Genomic DNA, 18,130 nt, shown 5'->3' with positions numbered 1-18,130 from the left:
GCCCTTGCGGGCCTGAACCCCTAGACCATGCATGAACATGCTAAAGGAGGCCCGGATGGCCGAGATCAAAGATCCCGAAAACACCATCATCATCGAACTGAAGGATGGTCCCGTCGTCATCGAGTTGCTGTCGGATGTCGCACCAGAACACGCCGCACGCATGAAAGAGCTGGCACGCGCGGGCAAATACGACAATGTCGCCTTCCACCGTGTCATCGACGGCTTCATGGCACAAACCGGCGATGTCGCGCATGCCAACATGGAATCGGGCTGGAACCCGGGTCGCGCCGGCACTGGTGGTTCGGATCTGCCGGATCTTCCGGCCGAATTCTCGAAACTGCCCCATGACCGCGGAACGTTGGGGGCTGCACGTTCGGCCAACCCCAACAGCGCCAACAGCCAGTTCTTCATCAACTTCAACGACAACCACTTCCTGAACGGACAATATACCGTTTATGGCCGCGTCATCGAAGGCATGGAACATGTCGACAAGATCCAGCGGGGCGAGCCCCCTGCAAGCCCGGATCGCATGATTTCGGTCAAGGTGGTGGCTGATGCGTAAGCATTTGTTGACTTCGGCCTTTGCGATCATGGCCGGCGCCGCTTCTGCGCAGGTTGCCGCGCCCCAGTTCGAAGACGGGCCCGGACCCAATCTGGTAATCGAGGTTGCCGGTGCAGATGGCGCCGCAAAGGGCACGATCACGCTGGATCTGTTGGCGGATACCGCGCCCGGACATGTTGAACGCATTGTTGCGCTGGCCAAGGCAGGCGCCTATGACGGTGTGGTCTTTCACCGCGTCATCGACGGCTTCATGGCGCAGACCGGTGATGTCCAGTATGGCAAGCAAGGCGCAGACAATAGCCTTGCGGGTTCGGGAGGCTCTGATCAGGGCGACCTGAAGGCCGAGTTCAGCGACATTCCCTTTCAGGCCGGCACTGTCGGGATGGCACGGGCGCGCTCCGTTGATTCGGCCAACAGCCAGTTTTTCATCAACCTTGCCCCGGCGCCTTTCCTGAACGGTGAATACACGGTTTTTGGCCAGCTGATCGATGGCTGGGATGTGCTGAACGACATCGAAAAGGGGGACGCCCAGCAGAACGGTGCGGTTGAAAGCCCCGATTACATGGCCAAAGTTACCGTCGTCGAGTAATCGACCGAAGCCTTTTGGCACCTATTGGGGGCGAGTTTCGCCCCCATTTCTTTTGGCTCTTGCGGCGTCGCGCCCGCCCTGCATATGCTGGCCTGCAATGACCAACCAATTCGCCAGCGATATCAAAGAAATCACGCCCTCTGCGGCGATCGATGCCACATCTTACGGCTGGCGCGCCAAATGCCTTCAGCGGCTGATCCGCATGGATCTGCCGGTGCCCCAAAGCTGGGCGATCGGGTCGGATGCCGTTCAATCCATCGCGGCAGGCAACGGTGTTCCTGCCGGTGCGCTGAGTGCGGTGTTCGGGCGAGATGACGTATTGGTCAGCGTTCGCCCGTCCGCCCTGTCGCCGGACTGGGGTGGGCCTGGCACGGTGCTGAATGTCGGCATCAATGACGCGATTCACACGCGACTGGCCGCGCGGATTGGTCGCGAAAATGCCGATGCGATCTATCTCAGCTTTGTACAAAGCTATGCCATTCATATCGCGAGGCTTGACCCCGACATGTTTGCACAGCATGGCGCCGGCGCATTGCGCGATGCGTTGCGTTGCTATCACGATGAAATGGAAGAGGAATTCCCTCAGGACCCCGACAGGCAGCTGGCCGAGGTTCTGCGCTCGATGGCCCGCGCATGGGAAGGTCCGACAGCCCGCCTTCTGCGCCAGGCCAAGGGCGCACCACAGGACGCGCCCTTGGGGTTGGTGGTCCAGGACATGGCGCTGGCCATGGGTTCCGGGATCAGCGGTTCGGGCAGCATTCAGTTCGTGGATTCCGTCACTGGCGTCCCGCGTGTTACCGGCCGGTTTCGCGGGCAGCACCATGGTGCCGCCATCGGAGCCGGCGCCGAGACCTTATACCTGACCCGCGATTCGCGCGGCCCCTCACTCGAAGATGCCGCCCCCGAGATCTTTGCCGATCTGGTGCGCTTTGGCGTGGCTGCGCGCGAACGCCTGCGCGAAGAAATGCAGATAGAATTCGTCGTGACCGAAGGGCGTATTTCGATCATCGACGCGGTTCGGGTTCAGCGCAGCTCGCGTGCATCGGTGCGCATTGCCGTGGCGCTTGCCGAGGATGGCATCATCCCCCATTCCGAGGCCGTGATGCGGGTCGAGCCCCGTGCGCTTGGCGACCTGCTGCATCATCAGGTCGACCCCAATGCGCCACGCGACGTATTGGTACGCGGCATCAATGCCAGCCCGGGTGCAGCAACAGGCCGGATCGTCTTTACGTCGACCAAGGCGCAGGCCGCCGCCGCACGGGGCGAAGCCTGCGTTCTGGTGCGCCGGGAAACCGTACCCGAAGACATTCGCGGCATGCATGCCTCGGTCGCGGTCCTGACCGAGCGCGGAGGCACCACCAGCCATGCCGCTGTCATCGCGCGCGGTCTTGGCCTGCCCTGCATCGTCGGCGCGTCGGAACTGGTCATAGATACCCGGAACCGACAGATCAGATGCAAGGGGCGGACGTTCCAGGAAGGCGATGAAGTCACTGTCGACGGAACATCCGGCGAAGCCCTGGTTGGGGCAGCCGCGCTGCTGGACCCGGCGCTAGACGACAGTTTCACACGCTTGCTGCATTGGGCGGACGAGGCCGGTGGAATCGGCGTGCGGGCCAATGCCGACACGCCCGAAGACGCACGCACCGCACGCAAGTTCAACGCTCAGGGTATCGGGCTATGCCGCACCGAACACATGTTCTTCGATACCGACCGTCTGCCGGCAATGCGGGAAATGATCTTTGCCGACAAACCCGAGGACCGTCGTCTGTCGCTGGAGCGTATCCTTCCGATGCAGCGTCAGGATTTTACCGCCCTGTTCGAGATCATGGCCGGGCTGCCCGTCACTATCCGGCTGTTCGATCCACCTTTGCATGAGTTCTTGCCCCATGATCGCGACGGGCTGCATGAACTGGCCGAGTCGCTGGACCTGCCGCTGTCCGATGTAACCCGGCGCGTCAGCGCCTTGTCAGAATTCAATCCGATGCTTGGGATGCGCGGTGTCCGATTGGGCATCACCGTGCCCGAGATCTATGACATGCAGGCCCGCGCGATCTTCGAAGCCGCGGTCGAGGCCAGTCAACGCGGCAAACCCGTCGTGCCGGAAATCATGATCCCCCTGGTCAGCGCGAAACGCGAAGTCGAACTGGTCAAAAACCGCGTCGATGCCGTCGCGGCCGCAGTGCGCAATGAACGGCATGCGGATTTCGATTATCGTCTGGGCGTCATGGTGGAAACGCCCCGCGCTGCGTTGCGCGCCGGTGATATTGCCGCCCATTCCGCGTTTCTGTCATTTGGCACCAATGACCTGACCCAGATGACCTATGGTCTGTCACGCGATGACGCGGGCCGCTTCATGGGGACTTATGTCGGTCAGGGTGTCTATGTCGAAGACCCATTCCACATTCTGGATCAGGATGGGGTTGGCGAGCTGCTTTTGATGGGGGCAAAGCGCGCACGGGCCCAACGTCCGGATATCACGATTTCGGTATGCGGCGAACATGGTGGCAACCCCGAATCGATCAAGTTCTGCCATCAAGCTGGCTTCGATTATGTGTCCTGTTCGCCCTTCAGGGTCCCGGTGGCGCGGCTTGCGGCCGCCCAGTCCGCAATCCGCGGTGACAATCTGGCGTCCATCGGCACGACAACAAGGTAACATGTCGGGCGATTCGCAAGCGCATGCCGATTTTTCAACTTACAGTTGTGGGCTTTATGGCCGATCCGGTCCTATAAAACCCAAAATTCGCCGATTCACGCTTAATCCATGAAAGATGTAAGCGAATTTTCGCCGGAATCTTAGTTAACGCCTGGTGAACTGGCAAATCCCGGTTTCCGGCGTGGAAACGGCATTGCCGAAAACTTTATTTATTCGGCTGTTCTTTGGCACAGGCCACCTGCTCGCGGTTCATGTGCCTTTACGACCTGTCAACGAGATCCGTTTATAGGACCGAAAAATGAAAACGCTGCCCAAGCGGCTGGTGCATGTCTGCCTATGCGCCTCCGCAACCTATGTATTTTTGTCGAACAACGTTTCCGCCGGGGGGAATGGATCGTTGTTTTCGGCCGAAGCTGCGCTGTTTGGCGCGGCAAACAAGGCGCAGGACTTGCTGCGTCCTGAACCGCTTTTATATGCGGGTGTCGAACCTGTGAAGATCGAAAACGGGCCGGAACAGATATTTCTCGCCCGTTCTCAACCCAGATATTCGGGTGAGGATCTGAACTGTCTGGCCGAGGCGCTGTATCACGAAGCCCGTGGCGAAGGTGCCAAGGGTCAGGCCGCTGTCGCCGAGGTCATCCTGAACCGCGTCGACAGCCGGGCTTTCCCCGGGACGGTCTGTGGCGTCGTCAATCAGCCCAGCCAGTTCAGCTATACCATCGGCGGCCGCAAGCCGATCCGCGAAAAAGGCGCCTATCTGCGCGCCCGCGCCATTGCCGAGACCGCACTTGCCGGTGCCCCGCGGGCATTGACCAAAGGTGCCACCTATTTCCATACCCCCGCGGTCCGCCCGGCATGGTCGCGCCGGTTTCAGCGCACGGTCCAGATCGGTCGACACATCTTCTATCGCCGTGGCCAGCGCGTCGCCTCGAACTGATTTCACATGTTTATCGCGTGGGCGGGCTTGTCTGCCCGCGCGATTTGCTGTGAATGGCTGCCATGGAACAGCCTGATCGACTTCACCTTCGCGACTACGTCATCTCTGCCGAAATCGGCGCCTTTCAATCCGAACGCGGACAGACGCAGCGATTGCGCTTCAATCTCTGCGTTGAACTGCGCGAAACCGTGTCGGGCAAAGGGGATGAGGTAGACAGCATCCTGTCCTATGATGTGCTGACGCAGGCTGTCGAAAACGCTTTGTCCGATCAACGATATGATCTGGTCGAAACGCTGGCGGAACGCATCGCCGCCGAGGTGCTGGGCCACCCGGCCGCGGCCATGATCGACGTTTGCGTCGAAAAACTGGATCGCGGGCCGGGCGCATTGGGGGTTTCGATCCGGCGCAAATCGGGTCGGATCGCCCTTGCCCAGACCGCGCGCACCTGGCGTGTGCTGGTCTGGGACCAACCTGCCCGAACCGACACGGAAATCGCGACCATCATCCTGCCACCATATCCGCCACATCCCCGCCCGGTTGGTTCGAGCAGCCAAAGACAGATCGATCTTCTTGCCATCGATCAGGCTGCCTGGGCGCTGGCGGACAGGCTTGGGCTGTCGGTTGCAAGAAGTCGGACCGAGCTGGACCACGCCATCGACACCGACAGCACTGTTGTCTGGGCGCCTGCCCGCCTGGCCGGCGATCATGTCGATGCGGGTGACGCGCAGGCGTCTCTGGCCTTCTGGCTTGCCGAAAGGTTGCAGGCGCTTTCGGTTGATTTTGCACTGCCCGACAATCATCCTTTGCCAAAGGCTCCGCCACAATTCGCCATTTCACTGCGCCGCGCGAAGCTGATCTAGGGCAACCGGTTTTTACGGGCATCACCATGCATTCCAGAATCTACTACCGTCCCATACCTGTGTCACATGGCGGGACCTGGTGTCTGGCCGGGGGATGGTGCGGGTTTTCAACCTTTGAGAAGCTGCAGCGGGGCCGGCCTCCGGTCATTGTGGATACCGCGCCCGACGAGGTATTGCAGGCATTGACACGTCCGCGTTCCCAATTGCTGGGTCTGACCCTGGATGAACCGCGCTTGATGGGGATCGTCAACGCCACGCCGGACAGCTTTTCGGATGGTGGAAGCTATGACCCGGTTGAACAGGCCGAAAACCTTCTGGCTTCCGGAGCGGAGATCCTTGACATCGGCGGAGAATCCACGCGACCGGGTGCCGTTGATGTCGATTGCGCCGAGGAAATCTCCCGTATCGATCCTGTGATCCGGGCAATGCGTGGGCATGTGCCGATCTCCATCGACACCCGCAAGGCGGATGTCGCCGCCGCGGCCTTGAAAGCGGGGGCCGGTCTGGTCAATGACGTTTCGGGATTCGATTACGATCCGGCGATACCTGATGTCGTCGCGCAGAATGCGGTGCCGGTCTGTCTGATGCATGCCCAAGGCGTGCCCCGGACGATGCAGGACAATCCCAGCTATGACGACGTGCTGCTGGATGTGTATGACGCACTTGAACAACGTATCGAACATGCCCGATCGGCAGGAATCCCCCTCCACCGGATCGTGATCGATCCGGGGATCGGATTCGGCAAGACCCAGGCGCATAATCTTGCCATCATGCGGCGAATTTCACTGTATCATGGGCTGGGATGTCCGATCCTGCTGGGCGTATCGCGCAAGCGGTTCATCGGCACGATCGGGGGGGCTGACAAGGCGGACGATCGCATGGCCGGAACATTGGCGCTGACCCTTGCCGCCATTGATCAGGGCGTGCAGATTCATCGTGTCCATGATGTCGCGGATATCAGGCAGGGAATACGGCTGTGGCAGGCCGTCAACAAGAACACAGAGGCAGCACAGGAATGAGCAGAAAGCTATTTGGCACCGATGGTGTGCGCGGACGCGCCAACACCCACCCCATGACAGCCGAAATGGCACTGCGATTGGGCGCGGCTGCCGGGCGTTTCTTCCGGCGCGACGGGCGCAATCGTCACCGCGTGGTCATTGGCAAGGACACCCGCCTGTCAGGCTATATGCTTGAAAACGCGCTTACCGCCGGTCTGACTTCGACCGGAATGAATGTTCTGCTGCTGGGGCCGGTTCCGACACCCGCTGTCGGCTATCTGACCCGATCGATGCGCGCGGATCTGGGCATCATGATTTCAGCCAGCCATAACCCCGCCGAAGACAATGGCATCAAGTTTTTCGGACCCGACGGTTTCAAACTGTCCGATCATGCCGAAAGCGAAATCGAGGCCATCGTTGGCGGTGACATCGATCCTGCCCAGCCCCGGAATATCGGACGCGCGAAACGTATCGATGACGGGCGCGGTCGCTATGTCGAATATGCCAAAACCACATTCCCTTCCGGCCAGCGCCTGGATGGATTGAAGGTCGTGATCGATTGCGCGCATGGCGCGGCATATCGCGCCGCACCCGAAGTGTTGTGGGAACTGGGCGCCGAAGTCATCCCTTTGGGGGTCGAGCCTAACGGGTTCAATATCAATGATGGGGTCGGATCCACACATCCCCAGACCTGTGCCGGCGCTGTTCAGGCTCATGGAGCCCATCTGGGAATCACGCTGGACGGCGATGCCGACAGGGTCATCATCATCGATGAACAGGGCCGTATCGCCGATGGGGACCAGATCATGGCGCTGCTGGCGTCACGATGGGCGAAACAGGGGCGTCTGCGCGGCGATGCATTGGTGGCAACTGTCATGTCCAATCTGGGACTGGAACATTTCCTGCAAGGTCAGGGATTACGCCTGGAACGGACCCGTGTCGGCGACCGCTACGTTGTCGAACGCATGCGCGAGTCGGGCTTCAACCTGGGCGGCGAGCAATCCGGCCATATCGTCATGACCGATTACGCCACGACCGGCGACGGACTGATTGCAGCATTGCAATTCCTGTCCGCCCTGTCCGATACTGGTCTGGCTGCCAGCGAACTGGCGAACCAGTTCCAGCCGGTGCCGCAATTGCTGAAGAATGTGCGCTATACGGCCGGCGCCGATCCGCTGGCAGAGGATGCCGTGAAATCGGTCATATCGGGTGCCGAAGCCAGGCTGGCAGGTACCGGTCGCGTTCTTATTCGTAAATCGGGCACCGAACCCCTGATCCGCGTCATGGCCGAGGCCGAGGACGAGGCGACCCTGCATCAGGTGGTCGATGAAATCGTGGCTGCTGTCGAACGCGCGGCCTGATCGATCAGTGGCGGGCAGGATCCGGGTCAGATCCTGTCCGCAACGGGATCATAATCATACAGCCAGTCGAACCGGCGCAACAGGATCGCGGGCGAAATGCGATCAATCATCCGCAACGCCGTATGGCCTGCGATCTTCCTGACGCCGGTCATGTGATAATTTCGCGCATTGGCATTGGCAGCGTCCACAATGCGCTGCACGCGCGGCCTGCGTGTCGTTTCAAAACGAGATAGCGCAGCCGCCTGATCCCCTTCACTGTCCAGCGCCGCCACCAATTGCCAGGCATCCTCGATCGCCATCACCGCGCCTTGCGCCATGAAAGGCAGCGTCGGATGCGCCGCGTCACCGATGATGACATGGCGGCCATCTTGCCAGTTTCGGGCGACCTGATGTCGAAACAACCCCCAGATGCCGCAATCCCGGACCCTGCCCAGCCAATCCGGCACCGGACCGCCGAAACCCGCGAATTCTGATCGCAGCCGTGCCGGATCACCGCGCTGAGTCCACCCCTCTTGCTGCCATTCATGTCGTTCCTGAACGGCGACGATATTTCGAAATCCGTTCGCCAGAGGATAGCTGACGATGTGGCAGCGCGGACCCATGAATATTTGTGCCTCGCCGATCGGCGCCGCATCATCGGCAATCACGGCGCGCCAGGCGGTCTGATGGGTGAAGAAAGGCACTTCGCGGCCATTCAGCGCCTTGCGGATCTGGCTGTGCAAACCATCCGCACCAACAACCAAGGATGCCGCAGGAGCTTTGGATACCTCATGCCCCAGCCGAATCTGAACGTCCGCCTGCAAGGCGGCATCATGGAGCAGTTCAATCAACCTCGCCCGATGCACCAACCGGAATTCATCATGAGGGCGATGGCGCGACATATTCAACCGGGCGACCGGTCTGCCGCGTTGATCATTCAGTTGAACGCCATGGCTGCGCAGCGAGACATCCTGAAACCTCGCCTCCAGACCAAGGGCGCGCAGAACCCGCATGGCATTGGGCGAGATCTGCAACCCCGCGCCGACTTCTGTGATCGCAGGCGCACGTTCATGAACCGTGACCCGTGCGCCGCGCTGCGCAAATGCCAGCGCGGCCGTCAGTCCCGCGATACCGCCACCGACGATCGCGATGTCGCGCCCGGTCAGACGGGTCGTCATCACCCGAGGTCAGTCGTCGCGATGCACACGTTCGCGACGCTCGTGCTTTTCCTGCGCTTCCAGCGTCATGGTCGCGATCGGTCGCGCGTCCAGCCGCTTCAGGCTGATCGGTTCGCCGGTGCGCTCGCAGTAGCCATATTCCCCGGTTTCGATCCGGCGCATCGCGGCATCGATCTTGCTTACCAGCTTGCGCTGGCGATCACGGGTGCGCAGCTCAAGCGAGCGGTCGGTTTCCTCGCTGGCGCGATCGGCCAAGTCGGGAACGGAACGGGCGCTGTCCTGCAACCCTTCCAAGGTTTCGGCAGATTGATCGAGAAGTTCTTGCTTCCAAGCCTCCAGCTTCCGACGGAAATATTCGAGCTGGCGTTCATTCATGAACGGCTCGTCCTCAGCGGGGCGGTAATCTTGTGGAAGGAAGGTTTGGGCTTTCATAGGTCCTCCGGCGGCGCCGGGCGGGTCTTGTTTCCGGCACCTTACGGCCCCCATAAAGTATGATCAAAGCCTTGTCACTAGCCCAGTAGCCGCTATTTGTGCGTTTCGTGCAATTTGCTTCGCGCATGCAGCATGGAAGGCGCATTTCCGCAAGCTTTTCACGGAAAAGGAGAGTTTTGATGCAATTTTCAGGAACTGAAAAATATATCGCCCCGCCCGAGCTTTCGATTGCCGTGAACGCTGCCGTGACGCTTGAGCGCCCCCTTCTGGTCAAGGGTGAGCCGGGCACCGGCAAGACCGAGCTTGCGCGCCAGGTCGCCGGCGGACTGGGCCTGCCGATCATCGAATGGCATGTCAAATCAACCACCAAGGCCCAGCAGGGATTATATGAATATGACGCGGTAAGCCGGTTGCGCGACAGCCAGCTGGGCGATGCGCGGGTCCATGACGTTGCGAATTATATCCGCAAGGGCAAATTGTGGCAGGCTTTCGAAGCCGGCGAAAAGGTCGTTCTGTTGATCGACGAAATCGACAAGGCGGATATCGAGTTTCCCAACGATCTTTTGCAGGAACTGGATCGCATGGAGTTTCATGTCTATGAAACCGGCGAAACCGTTCGCGCTTTTCATCGCCCGGTGGTTATCATTACCTCGAACAATGAAAAAGAACTTCCCGATGCGTTTTTGCGCCGTTGTTTTTTTCATTACATCCGGTTTCCCGACGCTGAAACCCTGCGTTCGATCGTGAATGTTCATTACCCGTCGATCAAACCCCGCCTTCTGGACGAGGCCCTGACGCAGTTTTTCGAATTGCGCGAAGCGCCCGGTCTGAAAAAGAAACCTTCGACCAGCGAATTGCTGGACTGGCTGAAGCTGATCCTGGCGGAAGATCTGACGCCCGGTGACCTGCGCCGTGATGCGGGCGAGATCCTGCCGCGCCTGCATGGTGCGTTGCTGAAGAACGAACAGGATGTCGCGTTGTTTGAAAAGCTGGCCTTCATGGCACGGCGGCAGCGTTAAGGCCCGGATCAGGGGCATGAAAAACAACATTGCCGTGCAGGCGCTTGCAAGACTAGTCTGCGCGCGACACGAACGGAGATGGACATGGCCGAAAATTACGACATTGACACACTGGCAATTCATGCCGGCACCGAAGCCGATCCCGCGACGGGCGCCCGCCAGGTGCCCATTTACCAATCCACGTCCTATCAATTTCGCGACGCCGATCACGCCGCGCGATTGTTCAACCTGCAAGAGGTCGGCTATATCTATTCGCGCCTGACCAACCCAACGGTATCAGCGTTGCAAAACCGGGTCGCGGCGCTGGAAGGCGGAGCAGGTGCGGTATGCTGTTCGTCAGGTCACGCGGCGCAGTTGCTGGCGTTGTTCCCGCTGATGGGGCCGGGCAAGAACATCATCGCCTCGACCCGCCTTTACGGGGGCACCGTCACCCAGTTCAGCCACACCATCAAGCGATTTGGCTGGTCGGCCAAATTTGTCGATCTTGATGACATGGATGCGCTGCGCGACGCCATTGACGACGACACGCGTGCGATCTTCTGCGAATCGATTTCGAATCCCGGTGGCTATGTCACCGACATTCCCGCCGTCGCCAAGGTTGCGGACGATGCTGGTATCCCGCTGATCGTGGACAACACGCTGGCGACCCCGTTCCTGTGCCGCCCCATCGGAATGGGCGCAACACTGGTCGTTCACAGCCTGACCAAGTTCATGACCGGAAACGGCACCGTCACCGGCGGCGTGGTCGTCGACAGCGGAAAGTTCGACTGGTCCGCCAGCGACAAATTCCCCAGCCTGTCGGCCCCAGAACCCGCCTATCACGGGCTGAAGTTCCACGAGACATTCGGCGCGCTGGCCTTCACGTTCCACGGCATCGCGATTGGCTTGCGGGATCTGGGCATGACCATGAATCCACAAGGGGCACATTATACCTTGATGGGAATCGAGACGCTCGGCCTGCGGATGCCGCGCCATGTCGAAAATGCCCAGAAGGTTGCGGAATGGTTGGAAAAGGACGCCCGGGTCACATCGGTCACCTATGCAGGGCTGGCCTCATCGCCCTGGCACCAGACGGCCGCGCGCCTGTATCCCAAGGGCGCGGGATCTCTGTTCACCTTTTCCATCAAGGGCGGTTATGACGCGGCTGTCAAACTGGTGGATTCACTGGAGTTGTTCAGCCATGTCGCGAATTTGGGTGATGCCCGCTCGTTGGTGATCCACTCGGCATCGACCACCCATCGCCAACTGACCGAAGACCAACAGCGTGCCGCCGGTGCGGCCCCCGAAGTTCTGCGCCTGTCGATCGGGATCGAGAACCCCGATGACCTGATCGCCGATCTGGATCAGGCGCTGTCCAAGGCAACCGCCTGACGACATCGCGAACCGGTTTTCGGAATTTGAACGGGCGGCAAAAATGCCGCCCGTTTCGCAATTGGGTATCCAACTCGGGCGCACCGCGCGCCGCTGTCCTTATTCCGGGGCTTCATCGCCATCGGGGGCCGGATGATCATCATGGTCATGCCCTTTCTTGCGATGAGGCATATGCGGGCAGGCATTTTCATCGACCAACTGGAACACCATCTGCACCTGCGCCCCAAATCCGACCTCACCGGCTTCGACCGGGACGCTATGGGACATGTCGGCTTCGGCGCGCATCATCATCGGACGCGGGCCACCCCCCGATTGCGCGGAATCATCGATCCGCAACACCGATCCCAGGGTCAGGCCGGCTGCTTCGGCCAGCAACTCGGCCTTGTGGCGGGCATCCGCGACGGCCGAACGCCTTGCATCATCCGTGGCCTGCGCGCTGTCCTCGCGCCCGAAGGAAATGCCATTGATCTCATTGGCCCCGGCATCAACCAGCGCATCCAGAACCGTTCCCAGACTTGCAATTTCATTGACGCGCACCGACACCATGTTCCGCGCCTGGTAGCCGGTGACTTCGGATGAACGGTTGTCCCCGTAGTTGCGCATCGGGCTCAGATCCAGACCGGATGTCTGAATGTCCTTGGCCTCGACGCCCGCATTCTTCAGCGCTTCGATCACCGAGGCCTGTTGCTGTGAATTTTGTGACATGGCTTCGGATGCGGTATCGGCCTGCACCGTCACACCAACCTGAATCTGGGCCATGTCGGGCGCCATCCGGGATTCCCCTTGCCCCGTCACCGTCAGCCTGCCCTGATCGGCGCGACAGGTTTCGACCGCATGGCGAATCGGCCCGTCATCGCCATGACCTGCATCCGCAGGCCCGGTTGCCCAAAGCGCAAAGGCGGTGGAAGCGATCAGGGCCGTTCGGCCCAACTGCGCTGGATACAGGTTCATCGACAAGGTCCTTTTGGCAAATGAAAGCACTTTTGCGACCTTCGCCGCTTAACCCGGGAAGGTCCATAAAAATGCGTTCACAGATACGCCAGATGTGCTTTTCTCATACCAGCAATTGCGGTAAATATTGTGTAATCCACCATATCGCGGCAACGCCTTCCATAAGGGCACCACGATCAGATCCGAGCAGCGAACCATAAAATGAACCAACACGCCGCCGCCCCTGAATTTGCCATGAGCTTCACGCATGAAGCTGTCTTGCTTGAACGGCGCGAGGGCCTCGACTGGCGCTTGCTGGGTCAGGTCCGTTTCGCGGGCCGTGAAATGACTGACACGCTCAATGCCTTGCGCGATGAATCGGGCGACATTTCGGGCCATCCGGACACGGTCCTCGTGATACCCGATGACCAAATCCTGTACACCACCCTGACCGTGCCGGTCGGCGCGGATACGCTTGCCGCCGTCAGCCAGGCGCTTGAGGCCGCGACCCCGTACAAGGCCAACGAGCTTGCCTTTGACTGGTGTCCATCGGAAACCGGCGATATCGAGATATTGCGCGTGGCCGCCGTCGCAAGGCGCACCCTTGAAGAAGCCGAGGATTTCGCACGCTCTCAGGGCTTTGTCCCGTCGGGATTCGTGGCCCGCCCGGAAGATGAACGATTCGACGGCCAGCCCGATTTCGGCCTGATCAGCGATCTTGCCCAGGAAACCACCCGCCGACCGTTCAGCGAGCCTGACCTGACAAGGGCGCGCGTTACCGCACCCGAAATTGATCCCCCGAAGGTCGCCCCAACCCCGGCCGAGCTGCCAGAACTCGACACGGTTCCCGAAGACGCGACCGCAGAACAGGCCGCCCCGTCAATCGCCGGGACCTCGCCGGTCAACGCCTGCCCGATATCGCGCATCATTCCCCATCACCATCCCGCAGCCGCCCGTGCCGCGAATGTCCGGCCACCGGTTGAACAGCCCGAGGTCACCCCTGCCAGGTCGGAACCGACAGAGCCGGCCGCCGCGCCCGTCAGGGAATCGGCCGTCATTCGCCACGGGGACCCCAAGCACGGGGATTCAAAGCACGGGGACCCCAGGATTGCCGCCCCCAGGCCAATGTCCCCGCGTGCCGAAGCCGTTCACAATCGGGCCGCCGAAGCGCGGGCCAAACGCGCCGGGCAGGCGCAACCGGATCAACAGGCGCAATCCGCGCTGTTGTCACGATTGCGCGGCTATTCACCCGGAAAGCTGACATCGATGATGGGCGGCCTTCTGGTGGCCCTGTTGTTGGTGATGTGGGTATTTGGTGGCAAGCCAACCGCTGATATCGCCACCCAAGACACCGTGCCCGACGTCACCGAACCTGCTGCGGATCAAACCGAACCGCCCCTTGACGACGATCCGGTTTCCGATACCGGTGCCGGCATCACGACCGACGCGCCTGTCCCGCCTGCTCCGGCAGCGACGGAGCAAACCCCGACCGCCGCGCCCGTTGCGGATCCGATCCAATCATCCACAACCGAAACAGAACTCACGGCAGATCTTTCGGATGCCGATATGTCCAATGACGCGACCGGTCCGGATCAACCCCTCGGCGCAGATACGTCTGTTGTCGAAACGGCACCCGAAACCGCGACAGTCGAAGCTGTGGCGCCTGAAACCGCAACGCCTGGAACAGCGGTGGCTGAACAACCTTCGCCCCAATCCGGCGCATCGCAGGAGACGCCCGCTCAGGATGCCCTGACACAAGCCTTGTCCGAGGCATTGACCTCCACCGTCGAACAGGCCGTTCAGCCAACATCGACGGAACCGGACACAGCCGCCGTCTCGGGGCCAGCGGCAAACGGCGATGCGGTCGCGACAACCGCCGCGAACCCCGCGCCCCGCGCAAACACCGGCCCGACCTCACGTTTGCGCAGCTCGGCACGTCCGCGTGACGCGGCGCCCGCGCGCGCCAATATCCCGGCAAATTCCGACAGGATCCCCACGGTCCCGGTCAACCCGCTGCCCTATGAACAACGCAGTCAACCAGAACCCCCGCGCGTTTCGGGGGCACGTCCACCGTCGCGCCCCGCAGCAAGCGCTTCGCCTGCCCCTGCAAGCCAATCTCCGGCCACGCAGCCTTCCACGTTGCGCGCGCCGGAAACCCAGCCGACCGCGACGCCGGCTTCTGCTCCGGCAGCATCGGCACGCCCCCCCTCGCGCCCGGCCAGTCTGAGCCGCCTTGAAGAAGGCAGCATCAGCGAAGATGGCGCACGGACCTACCTGACCGCCAGCGAACAGGCGTTTATCAAGCAACTGATGCAAGACCTGCGCACCGCCCAGGCAGGTCAACCGGGCCTTAGCGCGGGTGAGCGCGATCTGATCCGGTTGGCAGATGTCCGCCCCACACGCAGACCTGTTTCAATTTCGCGCAGTTCCGAGAATGCCGTGCGCGCCGCTGTTGCCGAAGCAGTCGCCACCGCACAAAGGCCGCCCCCTCGCAGAGACACCGAACGCGCCGCGACACCAACGGCAAGCACCGCCGCAACCCAGACCACCGTTCGAGGATCTTCCCGACCCCCGGCTCGCCCGGGTTCGATCGCGTCGCGTCGGGACAGCGATCCCGGGCCGGGCAATGCCAGCCTGTCATCCGGCGCGGTCGAAGATGCCATTGCCGCAGCAGTCGCCAGTAGTAACGCTTTGCCCGGCGCCGTCGCTTTGACGGCGCTTAGCACATCTGCCCTTCCCCCGCGCCGGGGAGAGCGCGACGATCAGACCAACCGTCAGGCGGCCGCACCGACCGCAGATGACCTTCGCGCGGCGGCAAAGGCCCAGGAAAACGAGGCCGCGCTAGCAGAGCAGCGCCGCATCGACGCCGAACTGCAAGCCCAGGCCGAAGCCCGCGCACGTGCCCGTGCCCAGGCGGATGCCCAGGCCGAAGCCCGCGCCCGCGCGCAAGCCGAAGCACGCGCCCGTGCGCAAGCCCAGGCCGAGGCCCAGGCAGCAGCGGCCCGCAAACAGAATTACACCCCACCCGAGGCCGAAAACGAACCCGAGGTCAAAACTGCCCTGCCCACCGGACGCGGCCAGGGCAGTGCCGCCCAAGCCGCAACGGTCAAGGATGGTATCCAGCTCAGCCGCACTCAGATCATCGGCACCATCGGCGCAGGCAAGGCCAGCCGCGCCCTGGTCAGGCTGAGCAATGGCAAGATCATCACCCTGCGATTGGGCGACAAGATCAATGGCGGCACGATTACCGATATCGGCCAAAGCCGCATCACGTTCGTCAAAGGTGGCCGGACACAGCAGTTGTCCGTACTAAGCGGCAAATAATGGACAACTTCCTTTTGATGGCCACGGTTTATTTGATCACCATGGTGGTCGCCGTGCCAATTTCCGCCCGGCTCGGTCTGGGATCGGTACTGGGTTATCTGATCTGCGGGATTCTTATCGGCCCGGTATTTCACCTGACCGGCAACCAGATGGACGACCTTCAGCATTTCGCCGAGTTCGGCGTTGTCATGATGTTGTTCCTGATCGGGCTGGAGCTGGAGCCACGCAGCCTTTGGAACATGCGTCACAAGCTGATCGGGCTGGGCGTGGCGCAGGTGTCGATCTCGATCGCGATCATTGCCCTGATCGCGGCATTCGCCTTTGATCTCAGTTGGTCGACTTCGCTCGCCCTTGGGATGATCCTGTCGCTAAGCTCGACAGCCATCGTGCTGCAAACGCTTTCGGAAAAGGGGCTGATGCAAACGGCTGGCGGACGTTCCGCGTTTTCCGTTCTGCTGACTCAGGACATCGCGGTCATTCCGATGATCGCACTGATGCCGTTGCTGGCACCCTATGCCCATAGCTCAGCCGACAGCCATGGCGAAGAACATATCGGTGAGGCGTTCATGGCCCAGTTGCCCGGCTGGGGCGCGATGCTGGTCACCCTTGGCGCGGTGGCCGCCGTCATCATCCTTGGCCAGTACCTGATCCGCCCGGTGTTCCGGCTGGTGGTATCTTCCCGCCTGCCCGAGATGGAAACCGCAATGGCCTTGCTGATCGTCGTAGGCATCGCGTCATTGATGATCCTGGTTGGCCTGTCGCCTGCATTGGGAACCTTTCTGGCGGGCGTCACCCTTGCCAGTTCCGAACTGCGTCACGAACTTGAGGCCCAGATCGAACCTTTCAAGGGATTGTTGCTGGGGCTGTTCTTCATCACCGTCGGCGCAGGCATGAACTTTTCCATCCTCGCTGAAAATCCGGTTCCGATCCTGTCGGCCACGGCGGGACTGATTGCTGCAAAGGCCGCAATCCTTTGGCTCATCGCCAAATGGTCGGGCATGGCGCAAAAGGCGCGGTCCTTGTTCACCCTGTCACTGGCCCAGGCCGGTGAATTCGGCTTTGTGCTGATCTCGTTCGCCGTGTCTCTGGCCATTCTGCCAAGCGATCTGGCACAATCCGTGCTGCTGATCGTTGCCCTGACCATGTTGTGCACGCCACTATTGTTCATTCTGCACGCTCAGGTCACCCGACGCCTTGCCGAGGCGGGGGTCACCGAACCTGCCGACGACATCACCGAACAGCAGCCCATCATCGTCGCGGGGGTCGGCCGGTTTGGGCAGGTGGTCAACCGTCTGGTCACGATGTCGGGGTTCCAGACGACCGTTCTGGACCATGACCTGAAACTGATCCAACTGATGCGTCGCTTCGGTTTCAAGGGGTATTTCGGTGATCCGACCCGCCCCGAAATCCTGACCGCAGCCGGGCTGGACAAGGCCAGTATTCTGGTCGCCGCACTGGATGACCCCGCCGCCAACCTCAAACTGATCCGTTATGCCCGTGAACGCAGGCCCGATCTGCATATTATCGCCCGTGCGCGCGACCGGGTGAATGTCTACGAGCTTTACAGCGCGGGCGCGAATGACATCGTTCGTGAAACCTTTGACAGTTCGTTGCGGGCTGCACGCTATGTGTTGGAAAATGCCGGGCTTTCGGAATTCGAAGCGTCAGAGCTTGAGCGCATATTCTATCGGCTGGACAGGGCCTCGCTGCGCGAGTTGGCCGAAGTGTGGAAACCCGGCGTGCCATTGGACCAGAATCCCGAATATGTGCAACGCAGTCGTGAATTGAACCGGACGCTGGAAACCGCACTGATGGAGCGTTTCGACCAACATCCGTTTGAACGATCCTCGTCCGACAAAGCCGAAAGCGAAGAACCCGAGCACGGATTGACGCATGAAGTTCAGCGCAATCGCCCAGGTGGGCGCGAGGGATAGGGT

Annotated in this window: 14 protein-coding genes; 11 read left to right on the top strand and 3 right to left on the bottom strand. The window is 61.1% G+C overall.

What is annotated here, in order from left to right; translation table 11 throughout:
- Positions 1-55 precede the first annotated feature (55 nt).
- From PAF17_RS05915 to glmM, 7 genes are all read left to right on the top strand, one after another.
- Positions 56-562, top strand: a complete 507-nt coding sequence (locus PAF17_RS05915; RefSeq protein ID WP_271888165.1) for a peptidylprolyl isomerase — start codon at positions 56-58, stop codon at positions 560-562.
- Positions 555-1,151 carry a peptidylprolyl isomerase gene (locus PAF17_RS05910; RefSeq protein WP_408636376.1) on the top strand — a complete coding sequence of 199 codons (597 nt, stop codon included), beginning with the start codon at positions 555-557 and terminating at the stop codon, positions 1,149-1,151. Before PAF17_RS05915 ends, PAF17_RS05910 begins: the two co-directional genes overlap by 8 nt.
- A gap of 97 nt (positions 1,152-1,248) precedes the next feature.
- The gene (locus PAF17_RS05905; RefSeq protein WP_271888164.1) at positions 1,249-3,804 is read left to right on the top strand and encodes a putative PEP-binding protein; all 2,556 of its coding nucleotides are present in this window, start codon (positions 1,249-1,251) and stop codon (positions 3,802-3,804) included.
- Positions 3,805-4,102: 298 nt separating this feature from the next.
- On the top strand, positions 4,103-4,741 hold the full coding sequence (locus PAF17_RS05900; protein ID WP_271888163.1) for a cell wall hydrolase: 639 nt from the start codon (positions 4,103-4,105) through the stop codon (positions 4,739-4,741).
- A gap of 62 nt (positions 4,742-4,803) precedes the next feature.
- Complete coding sequence (locus tag PAF17_RS05895) at positions 4,804-5,601, top strand: dihydroneopterin aldolase (protein ID WP_271888162.1); 798 nt, start codon at positions 4,804-4,806, stop codon at positions 5,599-5,601.
- Positions 5,602-5,627: 26 nt separating this feature from the next.
- Positions 5,628-6,620 carry a dihydropteroate synthase gene (gene folP / locus PAF17_RS05890; RefSeq protein WP_271888161.1) on the top strand — a complete coding sequence of 331 codons (993 nt, stop codon included), beginning with the start codon at positions 5,628-5,630 and terminating at the stop codon, positions 6,618-6,620.
- A complete protein-coding gene (glmM, locus tag PAF17_RS05885) occupies positions 6,617-7,960 on the top strand; it encodes a phosphoglucosamine mutase (protein ID WP_271888160.1) in 1,344 nt (447 codons plus the stop codon). The genes folP and glmM overlap by 4 nt, the downstream gene beginning before the upstream one ends.
- Before the next feature lie 26 nt (positions 7,961-7,986).
- Here glmM and PAF17_RS05880 read toward each other — a convergent pair whose 3' ends face one another.
- On the bottom strand, positions 7,987-9,117 hold the full coding sequence (locus PAF17_RS05880) for an FAD-dependent oxidoreductase (RefSeq protein WP_271888159.1): 1,131 nt from the start codon (positions 9,115-9,117) through the stop codon (positions 7,987-7,989).
- Positions 9,118-9,126: 9 nt separating this feature from the next.
- Entirely contained in the window at positions 9,127-9,549 is a 423-nt protein-coding gene (gene dksA, locus PAF17_RS05875; RefSeq protein WP_271888158.1) for an RNA polymerase-binding protein DksA, read from the bottom strand.
- Positions 9,550-9,728: 179 nt separating this feature from the next.
- Between dksA and PAF17_RS05870 the strand changes: the two genes are divergently transcribed.
- Complete coding sequence (locus PAF17_RS05870) at positions 9,729-10,568, top strand: AAA family ATPase (RefSeq protein WP_271888157.1); 840 nt, start codon at positions 9,729-9,731, stop codon at positions 10,566-10,568.
- Positions 10,569-10,652: 84 nt separating this feature from the next.
- Positions 10,653-11,939, top strand: a complete 1,287-nt coding sequence (locus tag PAF17_RS05865; protein WP_271888156.1) for an O-acetylhomoserine aminocarboxypropyltransferase/cysteine synthase family protein — start codon at positions 10,653-10,655, stop codon at positions 11,937-11,939.
- Positions 11,940-12,038: 99 nt separating this feature from the next.
- Here PAF17_RS05865 and PAF17_RS05860 read toward each other — a convergent pair whose 3' ends face one another.
- Positions 12,039-12,890 carry an SIMPL domain-containing protein gene (locus PAF17_RS05860; protein WP_271888155.1) on the bottom strand — a complete coding sequence of 284 codons (852 nt, stop codon included), beginning with the start codon at positions 12,888-12,890 and terminating at the stop codon, positions 12,039-12,041.
- Between the two features lie 201 nt (positions 12,891-13,091).
- On the opposite strand from PAF17_RS05860, the gene PAF17_RS05855 reads away from it, so the two are divergent.
- Together PAF17_RS05855 and PAF17_RS05850 are read left to right on the top strand one after the other, a co-directional pair.
- Complete coding sequence (locus tag PAF17_RS05855) at positions 13,092-16,193, top strand: hypothetical protein (RefSeq protein ID WP_271888154.1); 3,102 nt, start codon at positions 13,092-13,094, stop codon at positions 16,191-16,193.
- The gene (locus PAF17_RS05850) at positions 16,193-18,127 is read left to right on the top strand and encodes a monovalent cation:proton antiporter-2 (CPA2) family protein (protein WP_271888153.1); all 1,935 of its coding nucleotides are present in this window, start codon (positions 16,193-16,195) and stop codon (positions 18,125-18,127) included. Before PAF17_RS05855 ends, PAF17_RS05850 begins: the two co-directional genes overlap by 1 nt.
- Positions 18,128-18,130: the final 3 nt, after the last annotated feature.

It is taken from the genome of Paracoccus onchidii (assembly GCF_028294535.1).
Taxonomy (GTDB): Bacteria; Pseudomonadota; Alphaproteobacteria; order Rhodobacterales; family Rhodobacteraceae; genus Paracoccus; species Paracoccus onchidii.
This window is presented reverse-complemented; position numbering and strand designations above follow the sequence as displayed.